Annotated in this window: 21 protein-coding genes; 7 read left to right on the top strand and 14 right to left on the bottom strand. The window is 68.6% G+C overall.

Annotated elements, in window-relative coordinates:
• Positions 1-32: 32 nt before the first annotated feature.
• The 4 genes from smpB to AVTE2539_RS16420 all read left to right on the top strand — a co-directional run bounded on the left by smpB (position 33) and on the right by AVTE2539_RS16420 (position 2365).
• On the top strand, positions 33-506 hold the full coding sequence (smpB, locus tag AVTE2539_RS16435; RefSeq protein WP_272568719.1) for an SsrA-binding protein SmpB: 474 nt from the start codon (positions 33-35) through the stop codon (positions 504-506).
• A 100-nt stretch (positions 507-606) separates the two neighbouring features.
• Positions 607-990, top strand: coding sequence for a COG4315 family predicted lipoprotein (locus AVTE2539_RS16430; RefSeq protein WP_272568718.1), 384 nt, complete (start codon positions 607-609; stop codon positions 988-990).
• Positions 991-1017: 27 nt separating this feature from the next.
• On the top strand, positions 1018-1533 hold the full coding sequence (locus tag AVTE2539_RS16425; protein ID WP_284412157.1) for an RNA polymerase sigma factor: 516 nt from the start codon (positions 1018-1020) through the stop codon (positions 1531-1533).
• Positions 1534-1540: 7 nt separating this feature from the next.
• On the top strand, positions 1541-2365 hold the full coding sequence (locus AVTE2539_RS16420; protein ID WP_284412155.1) for an anti-sigma factor family protein: 825 nt from the start codon (positions 1541-1543) through the stop codon (positions 2363-2365).
• 9 nt (positions 2366-2374) lie between these two features.
• Here AVTE2539_RS16420 and AVTE2539_RS16415 read toward each other — a convergent pair whose 3' ends face one another.
• Positions 2375-3478, bottom strand: coding sequence for an enoyl-CoA hydratase/isomerase family protein (locus AVTE2539_RS16415; RefSeq protein ID WP_284412153.1), 1104 nt, complete (start codon positions 3476-3478; stop codon positions 2375-2377).
• A 237-nt stretch (positions 3479-3715) separates the two neighbouring features.
• On the opposite strand from AVTE2539_RS16415, the gene AVTE2539_RS16410 reads away from it, so the two are divergent.
• The gene (locus AVTE2539_RS16410; RefSeq protein ID WP_284412152.1) at positions 3716-5476 is read left to right on the top strand and encodes an ABC transporter ATP-binding protein/permease; all 1761 of its coding nucleotides are present in this window, start codon (positions 3716-3718) and stop codon (positions 5474-5476) included.
• 104 nt (positions 5477-5580) lie between these two features.
• Here the strand turns inward: AVTE2539_RS16410 and typA are convergent, their stop codons facing one another.
• From typA to AVTE2539_RS16365, 9 genes are all read right to left on the bottom strand, one after another.
• Positions 5581-7401: a translational GTPase TypA gene (typA, locus tag AVTE2539_RS16405; RefSeq protein WP_272568713.1), complete on the bottom strand. Its 1821-nt coding sequence runs from the start codon at positions 7399-7401 to the stop codon at positions 5581-5583.
• Entirely contained in the window at positions 7398-8387 is a 990-nt protein-coding gene (truB, locus tag AVTE2539_RS16400; protein WP_284412503.1) for a tRNA pseudouridine(55) synthase TruB, read from the bottom strand. The genes typA and truB overlap by 4 nt, the downstream gene beginning before the upstream one ends.
• Before the next feature lie 89 nt (positions 8388-8476).
• Entirely contained in the window at positions 8477-8848 is a 372-nt protein-coding gene (gene rbfA, locus AVTE2539_RS16395) for a 30S ribosome-binding factor RbfA (protein WP_272568711.1), read from the bottom strand.
• 15 nt (positions 8849-8863) lie between these two features.
• On the bottom strand, positions 8864-11713 hold the full coding sequence (gene infB, locus AVTE2539_RS16390; protein ID WP_272568710.1) for a translation initiation factor IF-2: 2850 nt from the start codon (positions 11711-11713) through the stop codon (positions 8864-8866).
• Between the two features lie 23 nt (positions 11714-11736).
• On the bottom strand, positions 11737-13221 hold the full coding sequence (gene nusA / locus AVTE2539_RS16385) for a transcription termination factor NusA (RefSeq protein ID WP_272568708.1): 1485 nt from the start codon (positions 13219-13221) through the stop codon (positions 11737-11739).
• Between the two features lie 76 nt (positions 13222-13297).
• Positions 13298-13888 carry a ribosome maturation factor RimP gene (gene rimP / locus AVTE2539_RS16380; RefSeq protein ID WP_284412150.1) on the bottom strand — a complete coding sequence of 197 codons (591 nt, stop codon included), beginning with the start codon at positions 13886-13888 and terminating at the stop codon, positions 13298-13300.
• A gap of 252 nt (positions 13889-14140) precedes the next feature.
• Complete coding sequence (locus tag AVTE2539_RS16375; RefSeq protein WP_284412148.1) at positions 14141-14521, bottom strand: thioredoxin family protein; 381 nt, start codon at positions 14519-14521, stop codon at positions 14141-14143.
• Between the two features lie 17 nt (positions 14522-14538).
• Positions 14539-15822 (bottom strand): cytochrome c, encoded by a 1284-nt coding sequence (locus AVTE2539_RS16370; protein ID WP_284412146.1) that lies wholly within the window; start codon positions 15820-15822, stop codon positions 14539-14541.
• A complete protein-coding gene (locus AVTE2539_RS16365; protein ID WP_284412144.1) occupies positions 15819-16586 on the bottom strand; it encodes a c-type cytochrome in 768 nt (255 codons plus the stop codon). Before AVTE2539_RS16365 ends, AVTE2539_RS16370 begins: the two co-directional genes overlap by 4 nt.
• A 167-nt stretch (positions 16587-16753) precedes the next feature.
• Between AVTE2539_RS16365 and AVTE2539_RS16360 the strand changes: the two genes are divergently transcribed.
• Positions 16754-18214: an aminotransferase-like domain-containing protein gene (locus AVTE2539_RS16360; RefSeq protein WP_284412142.1), complete on the top strand. Its 1461-nt coding sequence runs from the start codon at positions 16754-16756 to the stop codon at positions 18212-18214.
• A 78-nt stretch (positions 18215-18292) separates the two neighbouring features.
• Here AVTE2539_RS16360 and AVTE2539_RS16355 read toward each other — a convergent pair whose 3' ends face one another.
• From AVTE2539_RS16355 to AVTE2539_RS16340, 4 genes are all read right to left on the bottom strand, one after another.
• Positions 18293-20386: an alpha/beta hydrolase domain-containing protein gene (locus tag AVTE2539_RS16355; protein WP_284412499.1), complete on the bottom strand. Its 2094-nt coding sequence runs from the start codon at positions 20384-20386 to the stop codon at positions 18293-18295.
• A gap of 186 nt (positions 20387-20572) precedes the next feature.
• Positions 20573-21598 (bottom strand): Bug family tripartite tricarboxylate transporter substrate binding protein, encoded by a 1026-nt coding sequence (locus tag AVTE2539_RS16350; protein ID WP_284412140.1) that lies wholly within the window; start codon positions 21596-21598, stop codon positions 20573-20575.
• Positions 21599-21678: 80 nt separating this feature from the next.
• The gene (locus AVTE2539_RS16345) at positions 21679-22122 is read right to left on the bottom strand and encodes an AtuA-related protein (protein ID WP_284412138.1); all 444 of its coding nucleotides are present in this window, start codon (positions 22120-22122) and stop codon (positions 21679-21681) included.
• 23 nt (positions 22123-22145) lie between these two features.
• Positions 22146-23498: an acyclic terpene utilization AtuA family protein gene (locus tag AVTE2539_RS16340; protein WP_284412136.1), complete on the bottom strand. Its 1353-nt coding sequence runs from the start codon at positions 23496-23498 to the stop codon at positions 22146-22148.
• Positions 23499-23579: 81 nt separating this feature from the next.
• On the opposite strand from AVTE2539_RS16340, the gene AVTE2539_RS16335 reads away from it, so the two are divergent.
• Entirely contained in the window at positions 23580-24482 is a 903-nt protein-coding gene (locus tag AVTE2539_RS16335) for a LysR family transcriptional regulator (protein ID WP_284412133.1), read from the top strand.
• Positions 24483-24668: the final 186 nt, after the last annotated feature.

Here is a 24668-nt window from a genome sequence, read left to right as displayed (position 1 = left end):
TCATCTCCCGGTTTGCGCCGCACCTATAACCCATGGCCAAAAAACCCGAAACACAGTCCCGCATCGCCGACAACAAAAAGGCAGCCTACAACTACTTCTTCGAGGAACGCTACGAAGCCGGCATGGTGCTGCACGGCTGGGAGGTCAAGGCCTTGCGCGAAGGCAAGGTGCAACTGACCGACGGCTACGTCGTGATCCGCGAAGGCGAGTTGTTCCTGATCGGCTGCCAGATCAACGCCCTGAAGACCGCCTCGACCCACGTCAGCCCCGAGGCGGCGCGCACCAAAAAACTGCTGCTGCACCGGCAGGAGATCGACCGCCTGATCAACAAGGTCGAGCAAAAGGGGTACACGCTGGTGCCGCTCAACCTGCACTGGAAGGATGGCCTGGTGAAGTGCGATTTCGCGCTGGCCAAGGGCAAGGCGGAGCACGACAAGCGCGACACCATCAAGGACCGTGAAGGCAAGCGCGAGGTCGAGCGCGCCATGAAAAGCCGCCACCGGTAATTTTTTCGGCGGCGCCGGGAATAAAAGCGCATCCTTCGGTGTTCATCCAGGTGCAGGGCCGCATTTCGCATCGCCCGCACCCGATCGACTGGAGACACCCATGATCCGCATCGCTTCCTCCGTGGCCACCGCCGCCTTTGCACTGGCGCTGGCCGGCTGCTCTTCCATGATGACGGCGCCGGCTGGCGTCCAGGCCAAGGACGGCGCACTGACCGGCCCCAACGGCATGACTCTGTACACCTTCGACCGCGATGCGACGGGCAGCGGCAAATCGGTCTGCAACGGCCCCTGCGCCACCAACTGGCCGCCGCTGATGGCCGGCAACGCCACCCCGACCGGCGACTACAGCGTGGTGCGCCGCGATGACGGCAGCAGCCAGCTGGCCTACAAGGGCAAGCCGCTGTACTACTGGGCCAAGGACGCCAAGCCAGGCGATCGCACCGGCGACGGCGTCAACCAGGTCTGGCACACCGCCAAGCCCTGATCCGGGACCGGCCCAGCGCCCGCTCCCATGGACCGGATCGTCGAGCACCTGCCCAGCCTGCGCCGCTATGCGCGGGCCCTGACCGGCAATGCCTGGGCCGCGGACGATCTGGTGCAGGACACCCTGGAGCGTGCGTGCCGCAAGTGGCTGCTCTGGCGGTCGGGCAGCGATCTGCGGGCCTGGCTCTTCACCCTGATGCACCACCTGTACCTGAACCAGCAGCGCTCGGCTTCGGCCCTGCCGCTGCTGGACATCGAGGCCGTGCAGGACAGCCTCCAGGCCCCGGCACCCGCATCGGACGACGCCATCGACCTCGATCGCTGCCTGCAGCGCCTGCCCCCCGACCAGCGCGCGGTGCTGCTGCTGGTCACGCTCGAAGACATGGACTACGCGCAGACAGCCCGCGTGCTGCAGATCCCCGTCGGCACGGTGATGTCGCGCCTGTCCCGCGCCCGGGCACGGCTGCGCGAGCTGATGCACGCGCCCGCCACAGCGCGCCCGGCGCCCGGTGACGCCCCGCCCGCGCTGCGCCGCATGAAGTGAGGACCCCATGGCCTCCCACGACGACACCCCCATTTCCGAGGACGCATTGCACGCCCTGACCGACGGACGGCTTTCGGCCGCGCAAGCCGAGGCCTTGCGCGCCCGCCTCGCCCGCGATGCCGAGACCCAGGCCACCGCAGCGGCCTGGCAGGCCCAGCGCGCGCAATTGCAGGCCCTGCACGCCGCCTGGGACGCGGCCCCGGTGCCAGACAGCCTGCGGCGCGCGGCCGGCCGCCTGGAGGCCGTGCGCGAGCGCGCTGCCCGCTGGTGGCGCCTGGGCGGCATGGCCGCCTCGCTGCTCCTCGCCTTCGGCCTGGGCTGGACCGTGCACGGGCAATGGCCCACCGACCACCGCGGCCAGGCCGCCGGCCGCATGGCCGATGCCGCACCCGCCGTCGCCCGCCGCTTCGCACAACAGGCCGCCGTGGCGCACGCGGTGTACCAGCCGGAGCAGCGGCACCCCGTGGAGGTGGCCGCCGCCCAGCAGGAGCATCTGGTGCAGTGGCTGTCCAAGCGGCTCGGGCGGCCGCTCAGGATTCCCGTGCTGGCGGGCCAGGGGTACGAGCTGGTGGGCGGGCGGCTGCTGCCGGGTGACACGGGCGCACGGGCCCAGTTCATGTACCAGAACGCCGCCGGAGAGCGCGTCACCCTGTACCTCGGCGCCTTGGCGGCGGGCCAGCCCGGCGCCGCCGACACGGCTTTCCGCTTCGATGCGGACGGCCCGGTACCCTGCTTTTACTGGACGGATGGCGGCTTCGGCTATGCGCTCAGCGGCGCCCTGCCGCGCGCCGCCCTGCTGGGGCTGGCGACGGCGGTGCATCCGCAGTTGTGATGGCCGCGCTCAGCGCAGCGCGGCCAGCGGGTGGGCATGGGCCGGCCAAGGGCTCTCGAAGAACGGTGCCACCGTCTCCGGCGTCACGTCCTCGATGCGTGCCGGGCTCCAGCGCGGCGTGTGGTCCTTGTCCACCGCCAGGGCCCGGATGCCTTCGACCGTTTCGCTCTGGCCGGGGCGCAGGAAAAAGCAGTGGCGCACCATGTCGCGCTCCATGCGCAGGTCGGCGGCCAGGTCCATGCCGCGGGCGCGGCGGATCTGCTCCAGCACCACGTGCAGCATGAGCGGCGAGCGCTTGCGCAAGGTGGCTGCCGTGGTGCGGGCCCAGTCGGTGCCGGCGGCCTCCAGCGCGGCCACGATGGCCTGGACGCTGTCCAACGCGAAATATTGATCGATTTCGGCCAATGCCCTAGTATTCATTGCCTCTTGTGCTACAAATTTAGTAGCAATCGACGCCTGCACCGCCGCTGCGTCAGCGAAGGACTCTGTGCCAAGCGCATCCCAGACCGCCGCCTGCCGATCGGACGGCAGGCAGCCGTCGGCCAAGCCCAGCGCCACCGCATCGCCCGCGCCGATGGTGTCCCCCGTCAGGCCCAGCCATTCCCCGGCGTGTCCCGGGCAACGCGACAGGAAGTAGCCGCCCCCCACGTCCGGAAACAGGCCGATGGCCGTCTCGGGCATGGCCATCTTCGTGCGCTCGGTCACGATGCGCAGGCTGGCCCCCTGGCTGATGCCCATGCCGCCGCCCATCACGATGCCGTCCATGAACGCGATGTAGGGCTTGCTGTAGTGGTGGATCAGGTGGTTGAGCGCGTATTCCTCGGTGAAGAAATCCTCCAGCCTCGGATCGCCCTGGCTGCCCGCCTGGTGCAGAAAGCGGATGTCGCCGCCCGCGCAGAAGGCCCCGAACGGGCCTTCCTTGTTGCTGCCGCGAATGGCCACCGCCAGGATGCGCTCGTCGTCCTGCCATGCCAGCAGGGTCTCCATGAGCGCGCGCACCATGCCCAGCGACAGCGCATTCAGTGCCCGGGGGCGGTTGAGGGTGATGAACCCCACCTGCCCGCGCACCTGGGCCAAAACCTCTGCGGCCGCTGCCGTCGTCGTCTCCGTCATCGCTGTTCCTTTTTCAATCGGTTCACTGCCTGAAAGACCCGCTCGCACGCTGGCGGCCGGCCCGGGCGGAATCTTAGGGCCTGTGGCCCGCAGCGAATGTCAGGCGGTGGACAGGTGCCGGCCCACGCACGCAACAGCGCACGCAGCGACGCACGGGAGCGCGTTTAAGGCCCGGCTAAGCCAGCCGCCCGGCGCGCGCGGCACACTGGCCATCCCCCCACGACGATCGCGCCCTCGATGCCCCATCCCCCACTTGCCAAGACGTCCGCCTGGTCGCTGATCCGCCCCTACTGGTTCTCGCAGGATCGCTGGCCCGCGCGGGGCCTGCTGGCACTGATCGTGGCGATGAACCTGGGCATCGTGTACATCAACGTGCGCATCAACGCCTGGAGCGCGGATTTCTTCAACGCCCTGGAGGCACGGGACACCGCCCGGTTCGGGCCCCTGCTGCTGCTGTTCACCGGGCTGGCGCTGGCCTACATCGTCCTGGCCGTGTATGCGCTGTACTTCAAGCAGATGCTGGGCTTTCGCTGGCGCCGGTGGCTCACGACCGACTACCTGCAGCGGTGGCTGCACGGCAACGCGTTCTACCGCATCGAGCGCGACCGGCTGGCCGACAACCCGGACCAGCGCATCGCCGATGACCTCAGCAGCCTGGCGACCACCACCCTCGCGCTGACGCTGGACCTGCTGTCCACGGTGGTCACCCTCGGTTCGTTCGTTGTGATCCTCTGGTCGGTGGGCGGGCCGCTGCTGGTGCATGTGGCGGGCTACAGCGCCACCATTCCGGGCTACATGGTCTGGGCCGCTGCGGCCTATGCCCTGGTGGGCTCGGTCGCCATGCAGGCCTTCGGCCACCGCCTCGTGGCCGTGAACTACCGCCAGCAGCAGGTGGAGGCGCACTTCCGCTTCGGCCTGGTGCGGGTGCGCGAAAACGCGGAGCCCATTGCGCTGTACGACGGCGCACGGGCCGAAGCCGCCCACTCCGCCACCCTGTTCGGCCGCATCCAGGACAACTGGCGGATGGTGATGCGCTACACCAAGCGCCTCACGCTGGTGAACTCGCTGTACGCGCAGGTGGCCGTGGTGCTGCCGCTCGCGCTGGCGGCGCCGCGGTACTTCGCGGGCGCCTACAGCTTCGGGGTGCTGATGCAGATCAGCCGGGCCTTCGACACGGTGAGCGGGGCGATGTCCTGGTTCATCAACAGCTACGGCACGCTGGCGGAATGGCGCGCCACGGTGAACCGGCTGGCCGAGCTGCGCGGCGTGCTTGCCACCGTGCCTGCCACGCCGTCCGAAGGAATCCAGTGGCGAGCCGGGGACGGCTCAGTGCTCGCGACGCACGGCCTGCAACTGGCCCTGCCCGGCGGCGCGGCACTGCTCAGCGTGCCCGACCTGCGCATCGCACCCGGCGAGCGCTGGCTGCTGCGGGGCCCCTCCGGGGCGGGCAAGAGTACCTTGCTGCGCGCGCTCGCCGGCTTGTGGGATTTTGGTCGTGGCACCATTGAGCGGCCGCGCGCGCGGATGCTCTTCGTGCCGCAGCGCAGCTACCTGCCGATGGGAAGCCTGGCCGATGCGCTCGCCTACCCGGACACGGCCGGCGAACACCCCGAAGCGCAGGTGCGCGAGGCACTGCAGGCGGTGGGGCTTGCGCCGTTCAGCGGCCTGCTCGGCGAGGTCGCGCCCTGGGCCCAGCGCCTGTCGCCCGGCGAGCAACAGCGCCTGGCCTTCGCGCGCGTGCTGCTGCAGCAACCCGAATGGGTGCTGCTGGACGAGGCCACCAGCGCGCTGGACCCGGCGGCTGAGCGCATGCTCTACACGCTGCTGGCCGAGCGCCTGCCTGCCGCCACGGTCATCAGCGTGGGCCACCGGGACGCGCTGGCCGACTTCCATGCGCGCGAATGCGTGCTGGCGCCGAGCCACGCACCGCAGGCGATCGCCACCTCCACCCTGCCCGGGCAGGGCGCCCCCGCCGGGGACATCGCCCTGCACGCCTGAGCGCTGGGGCACCGAAGGAAGGACAACGAGAAAAAGAAAAAGGCACCTCGCGGTGCCTTTCTCGAAGCCAGCGAAGGGGATCGAAACCCCCTCCCACTTACCGATCAGCGGCCGGCGCGCTTGCGCTCGTTTTCCGTCAGGAAGCGCTTGCGCAGGCGCACGCTCTTGGGCGTGATCTCGACCAGTTCGTCGTCCTCGATGAACTCCACGCCGTATTCCAGCGTGAGGTCGATCGGGGGCGTGATCTTGATCGCGTCTTCCTTGCCGGAGACGCGGAAGTTGGTCAGCTGCTTGGTGCGCGTGGCGTTCACGATCAGGTCGTTGTCGCGGCTGTGGATGCCGACGATCATGCCTTCGTACACCGGGTCGTTCGCCTTCACGAACATGCGGCCGCGGTCGTCCAGCTTGCCCAGGGCGTAGGTGAAAATTTCACCGTCGTCCATGGAGATCAGCACGCCGTTCTTGCGGCCGCCGATGGCGCCCTTGTGCGGTTCGTAGCTGTCGAAGATGTTGGAGATCAGGCCCGAGCCGCGCGTCAGGTTCAGGAATTCGTTGGTGAAACCGATCAGGCCACGGGCCGGAATGCGGTACTCCAGGCGCACGCGGCCACGGCCGTCCGACTCCATGTTCACCAGTTCGCCCTTGCGCTCGCCCAGGGCCTGCATCACGCCGCCCTGGTGGGTTTCTTCGATGTCGGCCGTCACCAGCTCGATCGGCTCGTGCTTTTCGCCGTTGATGTCGCGGAACACCACGCGCGGCTTGGACACGGCCAGTTCATAGCCTTCGCGGCGCATGTTTTCCAGCAGGATGGTCAAGTGCAGTTCGCCACGGCCCATCACCTCGAAGATGCCTTCTTCGTCGGTTTCCTTCACGCGCAGGGCCACGTTGTGCTGCAGTTCCTTTTGCAGGCGGTCCCAGATCTGGCGGCTGGTCACGAACTTGCCTTCGCGGCCGGCCAGGGGCGAGGTGTTCACGCAGAAGTTCATGGTCAGCGTGGGCTCGTCCACCTTGAGCATGGGCAGCGGTGCGGGGTTGGAGGGGTCGGTCACGGTCACGCCGATGCCGATGTCCTCGATGCCGTTGATCAGCACGATGTCGCCCGGGCCGGCCAGGGGCGTCTGCATGCGGTCCAGGCCCTGGAAGGTCAGCACTTGGTTGATGCGGCCCTTGACGCTCTTGCCCTCGGGGCCTTCCATCACCAGCACGTCCTGGCCGGGCTTCACGGTGCCCTGGCTGATGCGGCCCACGCCGATGCGGCCCACGAAGGTGGAGAAATCGAGCGCCGAGATCTGCAGCTGCAGCGGAGCGGTCGGGTCACCCGAGTTCGGGGGCACGTGCTTGAGGATGGTGTTGAACAGGGCCGACATGTCGGGGCCCCACTGCTCGCCGGGAGCGCCTTCTTCCAGCGAGGACCAGCCGTTGATGCCCGAGGCATACACCACGGGGAAGTCGAGCTGCTCGTCGGTCGCGCCCAGCTTGTCGAACAGGTCGAACGCGGCGTTCACCACCTTGTCGGGGTTGGCACCGGGCTTGTCCACCTTGTTCACGACCAGGATCGGGCGCAGGCCCAGGGCCAGGGCCTTCTTGGTCACGAAACGCGTCTGGGGCATGGGGCCCTCTTGCGCGTCGATCAGCAGCACCACGCTGTCCACCATGGACAGGGCACGTTCCACTTCGCCGCCGAAGTCCGCGTGGCCCGGGGTGTCGACGATGTTGATGTGCGTGCCTTCCCAGCTCACGGCGCAGTTCTTGGCCAGGATGGTGATGCCACGCTCTTTTTCGATGGCGTTGTTGTCCATCACGGTATCGACGACCTTTTCGTGGTCGGCAAAGGTGCCGGACTGGCGCAGCAGCTGGTCGACCATGGTGGTTTTGCCGTGGTCAACGTGCGCGATGATGGCGATATTGCGGATTTGTTTGCTCATAGTGCTTCCAATATGCCGCGCTCTACCTGCGGCGTGCTTTCTAGAATCTGTTGAATTTCCATGGGGCTCAGGAGCCGGTCGGGCACCAGTTCACCCGCAGTGGTGTGGCCCACGCCCAGCAGGGCATGGGGATCGTCTCCGAAGACCGCGACCGCGGGCGCATCGGGCCAGGGGCCGCGGCGGCGCACGCCGGACAGGAACCGCCCGGCATTCTCGCTGTCCAGCGTGACACGCACATGCTGTGCCAGCAGGATCTCGGCGGGGTGCACGCAGGCCATGCGCTCCCCCTCGTCCATCGCCTCCAGCGCGGCCAGCGTGACGCAGCGCTCCACGCCCAGCCCGCCGGTGTCGATGCGCCGCAGGAACGTGAGGTGCGCGCCGCAACCGAGCGCGGCACCGATGTCCTCGCCCAGCGTGCGGATGTAGGTGCCCTTGCTGCAGGTCACTATTATTTTGATAGCAGAACGCCCTAGTGTTTCTTGCACTGGAGCCAGTTTCAATGCATGGATGACCACGTCGCGCGCCTCGCGCTCCACGGCAATGCCGGCGCGTGCGTACTCGTACAGCGCCTTGCCGTCTTTCTTGAGCGCGCTGTGCATGGGCGGCACCTGGCGGATCGGTCCCGTGAACTGGCGTTGCACCTCGGCCAGGCGCTCGGGCGTGAGCTGCGCCGGATCGACCGCGCGCTGCGCCAGCACCTCGCCCTCGGCGTCGCCGGTGGTGGTGGTCGTCCCCAGCAGGGCGATGGCCTCGTAGGTCTTGGGGGCATCCAGCTGCAACTGGCTGAACTTGGTCGCCGCGCCGAAGCACAGCGGCAGCACGCCCGTCGCGAGGGGATCGAGCGTGCCGGTGTGGCCCGCCTTCTCCGCCCGCAGCAGCCACTTGGCCTTCTGCAGGGCATCGTTGCTCGACAGGCCCAGTGGTTTGTCGAGCAGCAGCACGCCATGCACCGGACGCCGCTGGATGCGGGTGCGCGGCGCGCGCACCGCACCGCCACGCGGCCCGTTCGCTGCGTGCAAATCGCTGCCCCCCAAGGGGGCACTCGCTCCCTGGGGCGGCCCGTCGGTATGCATGCTCAGTCTTCTTGGGCGCGCGAAGAAACCGCCTTGGCGATCAAGGCGTTCATGTCGGCCGCACGCTCGGTGGTGCGGTCGAACACGAAGTGCAGCGTGGGCACGGTGTGGATGTGCAGGCGCTTGAACAGGCCGTTGCGCAGGAAGCCCGCGGCCTGGTTCAGAGCCACCTGCGTGGCTTCGGGGTCACCGATCAGCACGCTGAAGAAGACCTTGGCATGCGCGTAGTCGGGAGTCACCTCCACGGCCTGCAGCGTCACCATGCCCACGCGCGGATCTTTCAATTCGCGCGCGATCAGCTCCGTCAGATCGCGCTGGATCTGATCGGCGACCTTGAAGCCGCGGTTGGGGGTGGAGGATTTCTTCGCAGCCATGTCGAGCCCCGGGCCTTACAGCGTCCGCGCGATTTCCTTGATGTCGAAGAACTCCAGCTGATCACCTTCTTTGATGTCGTTGTAGTTCTTGAGCTTGATACCGCACTCGAAGCCTTCCTTGACTTCCTTGACATCGTCCTTGAGGCGCTTGACCGAGTCGACTTCGCCCGTGTAGACCACCACGTTGTCGCGCAGCAGGCGGAAGCGTGCGTTGCGATGGACCATGCCCGAGGTGATGTACGAACCGGCAATCGTGCCGATCTTCGTGGCCACGAACACCGTGCGGATCTCGGCCGTGCCGATGACTTCCTCGCGCTGCTCGGGGGCCAGCATGCCGGACATGGCGACCTTCAACTCGTCCACGGCGTCATAGATGATGCTGTAGTAGTGCAGATCGACGCCGTTGCTCTCGGCCGTCTTGCGCGCGCCGGCATCGGCACGCACGTTGAAGCCGATCACGATGGCCTTGGAGGCGATCGCCAGGTTGATGTCGGACTCGCTGATACCGCCCACGCCCGCATACACGAGCTGGACCTTGATCTCGTCCGTGGACAGCTTGAGCAGCGACTGCGACAGCGCTTCCTGCGAACCCTGCACGTCGGCCTTGACGATGATGGGCAGGTACTTGACCTCGCCCGCCGTCATGTCGGCGAACATGTTCTCCAGCTTGGCGGCTTGCTGCTTGGCCAGCTTGGTGTTGCGGAACTTGCCGGCGCGGTAGGTGGCGATTTCGCGGGCCCGGCGTTCGTCGCCCAGCACCATGAATTCGTCGCCGGCCTGCGGCACTTCCGTCAGGCCCTGGATTTCCACCGGGATCGACGGACCGGCCGATTTGGCGACCTTGCCGTTTTCGTCCAGCATGGCGCGCACGCGGCCGTAGGTCTGGCCTGCCAGCACCACGTCGCCGACCTTCAGCGTACCGGACTGCACCAGCACCGTGGCCACGGGGCCGCGGCCCTTGTCCAGTTCGGCTTCGATCACGAGGCCCTTGGCCATCGCATCGACCGGGGCGCGCAGCTCCAGCACTTCGGCCTGCAGCAGCACCTGCTCCAGCAGGTCGTCGATGCCCATGCCGGTCTTGGAGGACACGGGCACGAAAGGCGAATCGCCGCCGTACTCTTCGGGCACGACCTGCTCGGCCACCAGTTCCTGCTTGACGCGGTCGGGGTTGGCATCGGGCTTGTCGGACTTGGTGATCGCGACCACCATGGGCACACCGGCCGCCTTCGCGTGCTTGATGGCTTCCTTGGTCTGCGGCATGACGCCGTCGTCGGCCGCCACCACCAGGATGACGATATCGGTGGCCTGCGCACCGCGGGCCCGCATGGCGGTGAATGCCTCGTGGCCCGGGGTGTCCAGGAACGAGATCATGCCGCGCGGCGTTTCCACGTGGTAGGCGCCGATGTGCTGCGTGATGCCGCCGGCTTCGCCCGCGGCCACCTTGGCACGGCGGATGTAGTCCAGCAGCGAGGTCTTGCCGTGGTCCACGTGGCCCATGACGGTGACCACCGGAGCGCGCCAGACCGATTCGGCCTGGGCACCCGCCACGTCGTCGTTGGTGAAGGCTTCCGGATCGTCCAGCGCCGCCACCACGGCCTTGTGGCCCATTTCTTCCACCACGATCATGGCGGTGTCCTGGTCCAGCGGCTGGTTGATGGTGACCATCTGGCCCATCTTCATCAGCGCCTTGATGACTTCGGACGCCTTGATCGACATCTTGTGCGCGAGCTCGGACACCGTGATGGTTTCGGGCACGTGCACTTCGATGATGCGGGCTTCCACCGGAGCGGATTGCTGGTGATGGTGGTCGTCGCGCTCGTTGCGGCGGCCACGGGGACCCCCGCGCCAGTTGTTGCGACCCACGCCGCCACTGCTGTCGCCGCGCGTCTTGATTTCCTTCTTCTTGGCAGGATCGCCGGCCCAGCTGGACGACAGCTTGGCGGACTTGACCTCCTTGTTGCCGCCGGCGGGCGCGGCTGGTGCACGGGCACCCGGCGCAGCGGCCGGCTTGTGCAGCGTGCCCTTCTTGGCATCGGCACCGGCGGGCTTGGCGGCCGCGGGAGCCGGCTTGGGCTCTTCGGGCTTCTTGGCCACGAGCACCTTCTTGGGCGCAGCCATCATGGCGCGGATCGCCTCGGCTTCGGCCAGGGCCTTGCGGCGGCGTTCGTCCAGATCGACGGCGCGCGCGGTTTCCTCGGCCGCACGGGCCTTGGATTCCTCTTCGGCCTTGGCGCGGGCTTCAGCCTGGGCGGCCTGGCGTGCACTGGCTTCCGCCGCCTGCTCGCGTGAGGCCTCCTGCTTTTCCGCCTGCATCTGGGCCTTGCGGCTTTGCTCCTGCGCGGCGTAGGCAGCGGCACGCTCTTCGGCTTCGCGCTCGCGCTGTTCGCGGGCTTCCCGCTCGCGGCGCTTTTCGTTCAGCTCGGCTTCCTGGTGGCCGATCAGCTCGGCCTGGCGGCGCGCTTCTTCTTCGCGGCGCACGAGGTCCTGCGATTCCGGAGACATCACGGTTTCCGCGGCTTCGGCAGCCTCGTCGGAGCCGGCGTCGGAGGCGCCCTCGCCCCCTTCGTCGCGCTTGATGAAAGTGCGCTTCTTGCGCACTTCCACCTGGATCGTGCGCGCCTTGCCGGTGGCATCGGCCTGCTTGATCTCGCTGGTGGATTTTTTCGTCAAGGTGATCTTCTTGCGATCGGCCGAGGCGGTGCCGTGGCTGGCCTGCAGGAAGGCCAGCAGCTTTTGCTTGTCCGTTTCGGTCAAGGCATCGGTCGGGGCGGCCTTGGCCACCCCGGCAGACTTGAGCTGGTCGAGCAGGGTTTCTGGCGATTTCTTGAGTTCAGTGGCGAACTCGGCGACTGTGTTACTGGACATATTTGGTTCGTACCTCCCCTGACCTACTCTTGCCCCGCGAACCAATGTTCGCGCGCCTTCATGATCAAGGCTTTGGCATCTTCTTCAGACTGGCCGGTCAGGGCGGTCAGTTCGTCAAGGCCTAAGTCGGCCAGATCATCCCGGGTGTTCACGCCGCCTTCGGCGAGCTTGCCGATCAACTCGGGCGTGAGGCCCTCGAGATCGCGCAGGTTCTGCGAAACGCCGTCCACGCTTTCCTCTCGGGCAATTTCCATGGTGAGCAGCGCATCCTTGGCACGGGCACGCAGCTCGTTCACGGTTTCTTCGTCGAAGCTTTCGATCTCCAGCATTTCCTGCAGCGGCACGTAGGCCACCTCTTCGAGGCTGGCGAAGCCTTCCTCGATCAGGATGTTGGCGATTTCCTCGTCCACATCGAGCTTTTCCATGAACAGCTTGCGGGCCGTGTCGGTCTCGTTGGCCTGCTTTTGCGCGCTTTCAGCCGCGTCCATGATGTTGATCTTCCAGCCCGTCAGGTCGGAAGCCAGGCGCACATTCTGGCCACCGCGGCCGATGGCGATGGCGAGGTTTTCCTCGTCCACCACCACGTCCATGGCGTGTTTCTCTTCGTCCACCACGATGGACGACACGTTGGCCGGCGCCAGCGCGCCGATCACGAACTGGGCGGGGTCTTCCGACCACAGCACGATGTCCACCCGCTCGCCGGCCAGCTCGTTGGTGACGGCGTTGACGCGCGTGCCACGCACGCCCACGCAGGTGCCGATGGGATCGACGCGCTTGTCGTGCGACAGCACCGCGATCTTGGCGCGGCTGCCGGCATCGCGAGCGCAGCTCTTGATCTCGAGCAGGCCCTGCTCGATCTCGGGCACTTCGTTGCGAAACAGCTCGATCATGAACTCGGGCGCCGAGCGCGAGAGGATGATGGGCGCACCGCGCAGCGTGAGGTCGACTTCCATGATCATGGCGCGCACCCGGTCGCCATTGCGAAGGTTTTCCTTGGGGATCATCTCGGAGCGGCGCAGGCGGCCTTCCACCCGGCCCGACTCGACGATGATGTCGCCCTTGTCCATGCGCTTGACGGTGCCGGTGAAGATCTTTTCGCCGCGCGACATGAAGTCGTTGAGCAGCATCTCGCGCTCGGCGTCGCGGATCTTCTGCAAGATGACCTGCTTGGCGGCCATCGCGCCGATGCGGCCGATCGGCACGGAATCGACGCCTTCTTCGATGAATTCACCCACTTCGATGTCGGCGATGCGCTCGCGGGCGTCCATCAGCAGCTCTTCGGCTTCGGGGTTCTGCAGACCGGCGTCGTCGGGCACGACGAGCCAGCGACGGAAAGTCTCGTAGTTGCCGCTGTCACGGTCGATGGCGACACGGATGTCCACTTCGCCTTGGTACAGCTTCTTCGTGGCCTGGGCAAGGGCCAATTCGACGGCGCCAAAGACCACATCGCGTTCCACGTTCTTCTCACGCGAAATGGCTTCGACCAACATCAACAGTTCGCGATTCATGCGACGACTCTCCTATTTTTCAATCTCTTGAAGGCCGCCGCGCCGCGCGCGCCAACCTTTGTATTCGTTCGGTGTGTCAGGCCTGGACCGGCCCGTCTTTGGATCCCCGCCCCTTGAAATCGACGATGGACGCCAGGCGCGCATCGCGCAGCTCGTCCAGCGTGAAACCCAGCGCTTGCAGCGGCGCCGGTACGCGTTTCTTGCTGACCCGCTGGCCAGGCTTCACGGGCGGCTCTTCGCTCCAGACGACCTGCCATCCACCGGCTTCGGTACGCTCCAGCGTGCCGCGGAATTTCTTGCGGTTGGCATTGACCTGACCGCCGCCAGCCTCGCCGATGGGCGCCTTGAGCGTGAGGTCCACCATGTGCCCGGTGAAACGGATGAAATCCTGCTCGTGGCGCAGAGGGCGATCGATGCCGGGCGAGGAGATCTCCAGCCTCTTGTACTCGACGCCATCCACTTCCAGCGCGAACTGCAGTTGCCGCGTGACCTTTTCGCAGTCTTCCACGGTGACGAACTGCTCGGACAGCACGGGCTCACCCTCCACGGGCGCCTGCCAGGGCAAATCGATGGTGATGCGCAGCAGGCCGCCGGCGGAGCGCTCGATCTCCACCAGGTCATAGCCCAGCCCGGTCACGGTTTGTTCAACGATCTGCTGCAATGCCACGTGTTGTTCTGTTCAGTATCCAGAAGTACAAAAAACCCGATAACCACCTAGGACCTTCCAGGGCAGCTTCGAGCTCCAAAAGCGAACGGCCAAAAAAAACGGGCGGTAGGTACCCGCCCGTTTGGTCGTGAAGACGCAATTGTAGCCTGTCGCGCGCCGCTTTGCAAAGGCGGCGGCATGCAATTTGCATTGGCGCCACAGGCGTCCCGGCCGGCCCTGCGGCGAGCGGGCAAAAAGCCCGGCGGTTCTCCGCTATCCACGGGCTGCGCGCACCCGTTCGATCAGCGCCTGGGCCTGTGGATCCCGCCCTGCCGGAGGCTGGGATGCCAGGCTGTCGAGCAACCGAGCCAGCACTCCGGACTGGGGCAGTAGCGGGCCGAGAAAGCGCGCGCCGGCCGGATCGGCGATGAGCAGGGTCGGGAAGGTTTCCACGTCCAGATCGCCGGCCAGGTCTTCCTCGTCTTCGATGTCCACCCACACGAAGCGGGCCTGCGGATGGGCTTGCGCCACGGTGTCGAACACCGCCCGGTATTCGCGGCACGCTCCGCACCAGCCGGCACACAGGCAGACGACCCACCAGCCGGCGGTCGCGCTTGAAAGGGAGGTGTCGGGAGAGGCGGCCGGTGCGTGCATGGAAGAAAGGATGGGGCTCAGGGATGGCGCCCCTCGCGGGCGCGGTAGATGTCCATCGTACCCACACTGGCCGCCCGGTTGCCCCAGGCGTTGCGAACATAGGTCGACACCGCTGCCACGTCTTCGTCACCCAGCACGTGCCGGAACGGCGGCATGCCGTAGGGACGCGGGTTGCCGGCCGTGGTGGGCGGGTAACCGCCCAGGAGCACCATGCGCACCAGATTGGTCGGATTTTCCATGGTCGCGGCGCGGTTGCCCGCCAGTGCGGGAAAGGCCCCTGGCCGACCCTCGCCGCGGTCTCCGTGGCATTGCGCGCATTGCTGCGCATACACGGTGGCACCCCGCTCCATGGCCGAAGCGGACGGGGGTGCCACCGCTGGTGCCGGGCGTTCGTGTGCGGGCAGCGCGCGCAGGTAGACCGCCATGGCGCCCAGGTCGGCATCGTTCAGGTACTGGGTGCTGCGGAACACCACCTCGGCCATGGGCCCTGTGACCGACCCGCGCGGCGCCACGCCGGTGCGCAGCAGCGCCACCACTTCTTCCTGCGGCCAGCCGGCCACGCCCGCCTCGGCGGCGGCGTTGAGGGCCGGGGCATACCAGTTCTGCACCGGGATGAGACCACCGCGGAACGCCTGCGATTCGCTCGTCGCGCCGAAGGCGTTGCGCGGGCTGTGGCAGGCCGCACAGTGGCCCAGCCCCTGCACGAGGTAGGCCCCCCGGTTCCATTCGGCCGACTGCTGCGGATCGGGCACCAGCGTGCCGGGCCGGAAGAACAGCGCGCGCCAGCCGGCCAGCGCCGCCTGCGTGCTGAACGGGAACGCCAGCGCATGGGGCGTGTTGGGCCGCTGCACGGCCGGCAGGCTGCGCAGGTAGGCGTAGATCGCGTCGGAATCCTCGCGCGTGACGTGGGTGTAGTTGGGGTAGGGAAACGCGGGGTACAGCAGCCGGCCGTCCCGAGAGCGGCCGTGGTGCATCGCGCGCCAGAACTCCGCCGCTGTCCAGCGCCCCAGGCCGGTTTCGGCGTCGGGCGTGAGGTTGCTGGCGAACACCACGCCGAACGGCGTCTCCACGCCCCGGCCTCCGGCGAACGGCGCCCCGCCCTGCGCGGTGTGGCACGACATGCAATTACCCGCACGCGCCAGGTATTCGCCGCGCTGCACGGCCTGCGGCGCGGGCTGGGCCAGGGGCAGGTCCTGCGGCGGCAAGGGCGCTTCGCCGCGCAGGTTCAGGAACGCGACCACGGCGCACGCCAAGGCGCCCAGCAGCACCAGGCCGGCCAGCCCTTTCAGCGCGCGCTTCATTGCAAGCCCCCCGATGCGCCTGTGCCGGCGGCGGCCACGCCGCCGCAGGGCATCGGCAGCCGGCCGGGCAAGGCAGCGGCAGGCCGTGCATCGGCGGGCACGGCCTGTGCGGACAGCCAGGCAGTGACCGCGCTCACGTCTTCGGGTGCCAGTTGCCGGGCCACGTGGGCCATGCAGTCGGGCGCCTGGGCGCGCCGCTGGCCGGTCTGCCAGGCGCCGATCTGGCTGTTGAGGTAGTCACGCGGCAATCCCAGCAGGCCGGGAATGGCCGGGGCCACGCCGGTCATGGCGGCGCCATGGCACTGCACGCAGGCCGGAATGCCCAGCGCCGCATCCCCCTGGCGCACCAGCGTGCGCCCGCGTTCCAGGGCCGCAGGCGTGGCCCGGGTCGGGGGCGGCGGAGCGTAGGGCAGGTCCAGCGCGGCGAAATGCGCGGCGATCTCGCGCAGGTAGTCGTCGGTCATGTGCTCCAGCAGGTAGGCCATTTGCGGATAGCTGCGGCGGCCGTCCCGAAAATTGAGCAGTTGGTGGTAGAGGTAGCCCGCCGGCTTGCCGGCGATGCGCGGAAAGTAGCCCTCCTGGGTGGCGCGCCCTTCCCCGCCGTGGCAGGCGGTGCAGGCCAGCACGCGGTCGCCCAGGGCAGGAGCGGCCGGCCCGTCGGCAGGGGCCGCCGCGGCGGCCGGCCCCGCCGCCGTCAGCAGCGCCAGCAGCGACACAAGGGCAGGCCAGGCCAGGCGCCCGGCCCGGCGTGCGGTTTCATTCATGGGGGATCCGTTCGGACGTGGGAATGCGGCAGGTCTGCCATGGTGCGACTCTACGCACCCCGTGCAAAACAGTACAGATTCAGTTTGCCGCTAAAAATACGGATCAGTTGCATGCCGTCCACGCGCCGCCACGGTCCATCCACCTCCTCCCCGGTCCGCTCCCGTCCATGAAACGCTACGAACGCCACGCCGACGCCCTCGCCCAGTTGATCCACAGCGGCGCCCTGCGCGCGGGCGACCGCATGCCCTCGGTGCGGGAAACCAGCCGGGCCCGGGGCATCAGCCCATCGACCGTGTTCGCGGCCTACGACCTGCTGGAAGCGCAGGGCCTGGTGCATGCGCGGCCGCGCTCGGGCTACTACGTGAGCCACCGGCAGCCGTCCGCCACGGACCGCGTCCCGGCCGAGCCTCAGCCTTCCGCGCCGCACGACGGCTCGCGCGGCGTGGAGATCAGCGACTTGGTGTTCGATGTGCTGGGATCGGCGCGCGACCCGCACCTGGTGCCGCTCGGGTCGGCGTTTCCGGGCCCTGAACTCTTTCCGCTGGCGCGGCTGGCGCGCTGCCTGTCCAGCGGCATGCGCCGGCTGGACCCGGCCGCCATCGTGCAGCACCTGGCGCCAGGCGACGAGCGGCTGCGCCAGCAGATCGCGCTGCGCTACGGCCTGCACGGCATGGCGGTGGATGCGGCCGAGATCGTGACCACCAACGGCGCGATGGAGGCGCTCAACCTGTGCCTGGAGGCCATCACGCAGCCGGGCGACATCGTGGTGCTGGAGTCGCCCACCTTCTACGCGGCGCTGCAGGCGCTGGAGCGGCTGCGGCTGCGCGCGGTGGAGATCACCACCCACCCGCGCGAAGGCATCGACCTGGGCGCCCTGGAACGCGCGCTGCGCGCGCACCCCGTCAAGGCCTGCTGGCTGATGCCCACGTTCCAGAACCCGCTGGGCAGCACCCTGCCCGAGGAGCGCAAGGAGGCGCTGGTGGCGCTGCTGGCCCGCCACGGCGTGCCGCTGATCGAGGACGACGTGTATGGCGAGCTGCACTTCGCCCCGCGCCGCCCGCCGCCGGCCAAGGCCTTCGACACCGGGGGCCAGGTGCTGCACTGCAGCTCGTTCAGCAAATGCCTGGCGCCCGGCTATCGCGTGGGCTGGGTGGCCGCGGGCCGCTTTGCCGGCGCGGTGCAGCGGTTGAAGCTGATGACCACGCTCTCGACCGCCACGCCGTCGCAGCAGGCGCTGTCGGAATACCTGGACCAGGGCGGCTACGACCGGCACCTGCGCCAGTTGCGCGGCACGCTGGCGCGCCAGCAGGCGCGCGCACGGGCGCTGATCGCCGAGCACTTTCCGCCGGGCACGCGCGTGTCGCGGCCGGACGGCGGGTATTTCCTGTGGGTGGAGCTGCCCCAGTCCGTGGATGCACTGGCCCTGCACCGCGCGGCGCTGGGCCGGGGCATCAGCCTGGCACCGGGGCACCTCTTTTCCACCGACCGGCGCTTCTCGCACTGCGTGCGCATCAACTGCGGCCACCCGGCCGCGGCGCGCTTCGACGAGGCCCTGCGCACCGTGGGCGCGCTGGCCGGCGGGCTGTGCCGAGATGGACCCACCGGCGCAGCCACCGATTGCTATTAAATCAATAGCAATGGAGGCAATGATGACTAGGGCATCGGCACTTTTTCTTTCAAACCGCCGCCCCGCCATCCTTCCGCGTCAGGGAAGCACGGAAGACGCCCTGGCCTTGGCCACCAGCGCATCGGCATCGCGCCGCAGCAGCAGGCGCCCCGCCACCAGTGCATCGGCCGCCTGGGTGACCGCGGCCACGTACCCGGCCTGCGTGCCGTACAACTCCTCCAGCGAAGGCCGCGCATCGCCCGCCGCCAGCCGCGCGGCGCGCGTCTTGTGGAAGGGAATGAAGCTGCCGGTGAGGTTGGACAGATCGGTGATGCCCGGCGTGGCCACGTAGTTGAACTCGATGCTCGTGCCCAGCGGCGCACGCGCTTCCACGCTCTGGATGCCGGCGCGGGCCAGTCCGGTGGACGGGTCCACCTGCGGCACCAGGATGGCGTAGTCGCGGCCCACGGCGCGCGGCGGCTGCAGCGTGGCGATGCCGGACTCGTCCTGCGGCACGTACTGCGGCCCGAAGTCCAGCAGCGAGAAGCCGTTGTAGCGCGCTAGGTAGTCGAACGCCGGGATGGCGGTCGGCGTGCCGCCCACGCTCCAGGTCAATCCCCGCATGGCCGGATACACGAGCTTCGCGGGCGGCACCAGCGTGCCGTCGGCCACCTTGGGCACCTGGCTGGCCGGCGGCTCGGTGCCGCGCACCACCCAGTCTTCCAGCGCGATGAACAGCGCGCGGAAGGTGTCGGTGAAGTGCACCACCGTGCCGGCCGGATAGACATTGCGCGTGGGCGCGTAGCTGATGCTTTCGGTGCCGCCCGTGCCGCCGTGCTGCGTGCTGGCGTAGTAGTAGATGCGCGCATTGGCGGGCTGGGCGAGGTCGCGCAGGCCGTTGGCATCCGTCAGCACCGGCGAGCCCTGCAGCTGCCAGAACTCGGTGCCCGACAGGCCCAGGAAGAACTTCGGGCAGGTGTCGGTGGCCGCGCAGCGCTTCATCACGCCGCCTTGCCGGCCGCTCACCTCGTCGCTGTAGTCCTTGTCCAGCCCGCGCGGCGCCGTCTGGCCGAAGGCCGTGTGGTCGGTGCGCAGCCCGCCGCCGCCGCCCGGCACGGCGAAGCGCGTGTTGATGTTGGTCTGGCGCGCGGCCACGTGGGCGAACATGCCGTCGAACACCTTGCCGCCGCGCAGCGACTGGTTGAAGCCCAGGTGCAGGAAGGTCTTCATCGCGTTGCCCGACTGCGAGGTGCCCTGCCCCAGCGTGGACTGGATGCGGCCGGCGACCGGGTTGGCCCGGCCGTCGGCATCGGCCGCCGCGCTGCGGAAAAAGCTCACCGTGTCGCGCAGCGCCGCCAGGCCCACGCCCATGACCTTGGGGTCTTTCGCCACATAGACCAGCTCGTACAGGTACTGCGGATCGAAGCCGCCCTGCAGGCACACGCTGGCCGGGTTGGGCGTGCCTGGGAACGGATTGGCGGCCGCATCGCAGGTGGCGAACTTCCACTGGCCGGCGGGCACGGGCTCGCGCGCATCGGTCTCGTTGCGCCGGCGGGTGAGCGAATAGCCGGGCTGGGTGTTGTCCAGGTTGGCGGGCTCGTACGGGACCATGGTGCCGTTGAACACGCCGCCCGGCAGCGCCATGGCGGGCACGGCGGCCGTGGGCACGAGTTCGGTGCGATACGGGCCGGTGATGGTGCTGCCGTCCTTGTTCCGGGCCACGGGCACCGTCACGGTCAGGCGTGCGGGCGTGCTCTTGGGCACATCGCCCTGCCAGGCCGAATACAGCATCACGTAGCCCCGCTCGAAGTACACCGCATCGCCCGGCGTCGCGGCCGGGTTGGGCTGCGTGAGGATGTTGCCGCGGTTGGGCGCGTCGTAGCGCAGCACGCCGCTGGCGCGGGCCATGTCCTTGGGCTTGAGCATCACGAAATCGGCGCTGTACTCCACCATGCCGCGCGCATTGACGGGGGCCAGTTGCAGGTCCTGGATCACCGCATTGCGCGGGTCGGCGGGATCGACCTCGCCGCGCAGGGTGCCGGTCAGTTTCTCGTAGGCGCCCACGCTGCCGTAGGTGCCCGCGACGTCCTCGGTGGCCGTGATGGACAGGCGCATCTGCGGGGCGGTGGCCGCGGGCGGGGAATCGCTGCCGCCGCAGGCGGCCAGCAGCGCCGCGGCCAGCACGGGCGCCATGGCGCGCAGCCGGGGGCGACCCAGCGGGGAAATCGTGAAGGACGGGAATGTCATGGTCTTGTCTCCGGAAGGTTCTTGGGTGTTGTCGTCGGTACAGGGCAAGGCTGCGCCCACCCCGCCGTGCGCTGCGGCGGGGACGTGCGCGCCTTCAGGGCGCGGCCCGATGGGCCGTGAGGGGGCGAGAACCTATTCGGGCTGAATGCCCGCGGCCTTGATGACCTGGCCCCATTTCTGGGTCTCGGCGGCCTGGAACTTCGCGAGTTCGTCGGAGGTGGTGGTCCAGGCCTCGGAGCCCGCCATGTCGTAGAACGACTGGGCCGCCGCGCTCTTGGTGGCCTGCCCGAGCAGTTCGTTGAGCCGCACCACCACGGGGGCCGGCGTGCCCGCCGGCACGTAGGCGGCGAACCAGTAGCCCATGTCGTAGCCCTTCACGCCGGCCTCTTCGATGGTGGGCACGTCGGGCAGCTGCGCGCCGCGCTTTTTCGTCGAATAACCCAGCGCGCGCAGCTTGCCGGCCTTGATCTGCGGCACGCCCGTGGAGGTGTCGGTGATCATCAAATCGATCTGCCCGCCCAGCAGGTCGGTGATGGCCAGGGGATTGCTCTTGTAGGGCACATGCAGGATGTCCACGCCGGCCAGTTGCTTGAGCATCTCCCCCGCGACGCGGCTGGACGAACTGCCGCTGCCGAAGCTGAGCTTGCCCGGGCTCTTCTTGGCCGCCGCGATCAGCTCGCCCACGTTCTTGTAGGGTGCCGCGGCGTTCACCACCAGCACCTGGCCGCCCTTGCCCAGGCCGGTGACCGGCACGAAATCCTTCACCGGGTCATAGGACAGCTTTTTGTACAGGTGCTCGTTGGCGGCGTGCGTGGTGTTGGTGGTGATGAGCACCGTGTAGCCGTCCGGCGCGGCCTTGGCCACGGCCTGTGCGGCGATCATGCCGCTGGCGCCGGCCTTGTTGTCCACCACCACCGCCTGCTTGGTGTCGGTGGTGACGGACTGGCCGATGGCGCGCGCGAGCTGGTCGGTGGCGCTGCCCGCCGCGAACGGCACGACGAAGGTGATGGGCTTGGACGGATAGGCCGGGGCCTGGGCAGCGGCCGGCCCGGCCACTGCCAGGCCCAGAACCGCCGCCACGGTGGCGGCGAGCGCATGGCGGCGCGAGGCATGCGGGTGCGGTTCGGGGCGAGGCTGGGGGTGGAAAAAAGGGTTCATGTCGTCTCCTGTGTGGTTATGGAAAAAGCGATGCAGGACCGCGGGCCCGGCGCATGGCCGGGTGCGGCATTCGAAAGGCGTTACCCGGGCGGCCCCGCCAGGTGCGCGGCCAGCGCGGCAGGCACCTCGACGGGCAGGTCGAGCAGCAGGAACGACAGCGCCTTGCCGTGGCTGTCGAGGTTGAGCGCATCGTTCACGCCGCCGTCCAGCACGTCGTCGATGACGAAGTTCATGGCGTGCAGGTTCGGCAGCAGGTAGCGCGCAACGCGGCTGGGCCGGCGCAGCGCGAACTGGCGCGCCACGGCGGCCTCGGTGACCTGCGCGGTCAGCACCTCCCACAGCGCGGGATGCCAGGCGATCACGCTGATGTTGGAGCGATTGCCTTTGTCGCCCGTGCGGCTGTGAGCGAGGCGGTACAGGGGCACGGTCAAGGGCGCGGTAGTGGCGGCAGTGGCGGCAGCGGAGGTCGAAGCGGAAGATGGCGCGGCAGCCGATGCGGGGATCGAAGGGGTGGCGGTGGTCATAGCAGGTTCCTCGGGGCTCGGCGTCAATCCAGCATCACGTGACCCACGGCCACGGACTCGCGCGGCACCAGGCACGACACCGTGCCCAGGCGTGGTCGCATCGCGGTGCGCACGCCGCCGCCGCCCGCCGGGCCGCAGCAGTACAGGGCCGTCACCTCGCGCACCAGGCGCTGGGCGCTGGCGTGCTCCCGGTGCTGCAGCGCCACGCGCAGGCGCACATCGCGGGCATCGCCGGCCGCAGCCGCGTCCCGCCAGTGCCCGGCGTCATCGCCGAACACGCTGGTCACCCCGATCAGGTCGATGCGCAACGGCGCGACGCCGGCCAGGCGCTCGCGCAGGACCTCGCCCGCCAGCCGCGCGCGCGCTTCGGCACGGGCCCCGGCATAGGAAATCTCGCCCTCGGCGAACCAGCCGGATTCAAAGCAAACATTCACCTTGAGCGACGGTGGCCGCGCATGGCCGCTCACCCCTTCCAGCCGCACACGGTCGGTGCCGGCCGGCAGCACGCGCGCGGTGGTGATGTCGGCCACCACATCGGGCGTGAGGTAGGCGGCCGGGTCGTGCAGCTCGTACAGCAGCTGCTCCTTCACCGTGCGCTCGTCGATGCGCCCGCCCGTGCCCGCGGGCTTGGCGATGGTGCAGTGGCCATCGGCGTCGATCTCGGCGATGGGGTAGCCCAGTTGCGCCATGCCCGGCACGTCCTTGTAGCCCGGGTCGGCGAAATACCCGCCGGTGACCTGCGCGCCGCATTCCAGCAAATGCCCGGCCATGGTGGCGCGCGCCAGCCGGTCCCAGTCGTCCTGAGCCCAGCCGAAATGCGCGAGGGCCGGCCCCAGCACCAGCGAGGGGTCCGCCACGCGGCCGCACACCACGATATCGGCGCCTGCGCGCAGCGCGTCGGCAATCGGCTGCGCGCCGATGTACGCATTGGCGCTCACGATGGGGTCGGTGGGCAGGGCTGCGCCCAGCGCCTGGGCCAGCACGGCACGGTGCCCGTCCCCGCTCAGGTCGTCGCCCTGCACCACGGCGATGCGGGGGCGGCGCGCGCCCAGCGCTTGGGCCAATTGCTGGATGCGGTGCGCGGCACCCAGCGGATTGGCCGCACCGAAATTGCTCACGATGCGAATGCCGTGCTGCAGGCACTGCGCCAGCACAGGGCGCAGCAGGTCGTCGAGCAGCGGCTCGTAGCCGGCGTCCGGATCGGCACGGCGCGCCAACTGGGCCAGGGCCAGGGTGCGCTCGGCCAGGGTTTCGAAAATCAGTACCGCGGGCTGGCCGCTGTCGATGAGTGCCTGCACCACGGGTGCGGCGGCATCGGTGCGGTCGCCCGAGAAGCCGGCGGCGCAGCCGACCAGCAGGTTTTTTGGGGGGGCCATGGTTGTCTCCTGCCGGCCAATGTAGGCCCCGCGCGTTATTCTGTGAAATAGATAATCAGGATCAATTCATCCAAATCTTCAATGAATATCTCCACACGGCAGATCGATGCCTTTCTCGCCCTGGCCGGCCAGCGCAGCTTCACGCGGGCGGCTGCGCACTGCCACCTGTCGCAGCCCGCCTTCAGCGCCCTCATCCGCACGCTGGAAGATGCGATGGGACTGCGGTTGTTCGACCGCAGCACGCGCCATGTGGCGCTGACGGCGGAAGGCGAGGATTTTCTGGAGTCCGCGCGCCGCATCCGGGCCGAGGTCGACAACGCCTTCGCCGCCGTGCACGACACCGCTACGCTGCGCCGGGGGCGCGTGGCGATCGCCCTGCTGCCCTCGCTCGCGGCGGGCTGGTTGCCCGGCGTGCTGGCGGCGTATCGCGCGGCCCATCCCGGCATCGAACTGGACATCGCCGATGTGCTGTCGGAACCCTGCATCGAGCGGGTGGCCACGGGCAAGGCCGATTTCGCGCTGGCCGCCATCCGGGCCGATACGCCGGAACTGCAGGCCGAGCCGTTCAGCAGCGACGGCTTTCATTTGGTGTGCCGCGCCGACCATCCGCTCGCGCGTCGCCGGCGCCATGGCGGCAAGGTCGTTGCGCTGCAACCCGCCGACCTGGCAGCATTCCCTTTCGTGCATCTGGCGCGAACCAGCAGCGTGCGCCAGTACCTGGAGGCAGCGCTGCACCCGCAGGCGATGAACACGCTCATGGAAGTGGAACAGCTCGCCACCGTGATGGGCATGGTGCGCGCGGGCCTGGGCATCAGCGTGGTGCCCACCCTCACGCTGTTCCACTTCGACCAACCCGGGCTGGTGACGCGGCCGCTGGCATTGCCGGGGCTGACCCGCCAGATCTACCTGGTGCGGCGCCGGGACCGCAGCCTGTCGGTCGCAGCCCAGGCGATGTATTCCCTGGTCATGGAACACCGGCCTTGAGCGCCACCAGGCGCTACTTTTTTCATAGCGAACAAAGGCGTGGATAAAGCGGTAAAAGCCAATCGGGCTCAAGACCTGCAATCGGCTGCGGCCCACGCCGTACCGGCTCAGTGGTGAGGCGGCGGCTCCTGCACGGGCGGCCCATCGCCTCCGGGCGGGTCTTCGACGGGGGGCACAGGCGTCCAG

The organism is Acidovorax sp. SUPP2539, from assembly GCF_030158975.1.
Taxonomy (GTDB): Bacteria; Pseudomonadota; Gammaproteobacteria; order Burkholderiales; family Burkholderiaceae_C; genus Paracidovorax.
The sequence above is the reverse complement of the archived record's forward strand: the minus strand, read 5'-3'. Positions and strand labels throughout refer to the sequence as shown.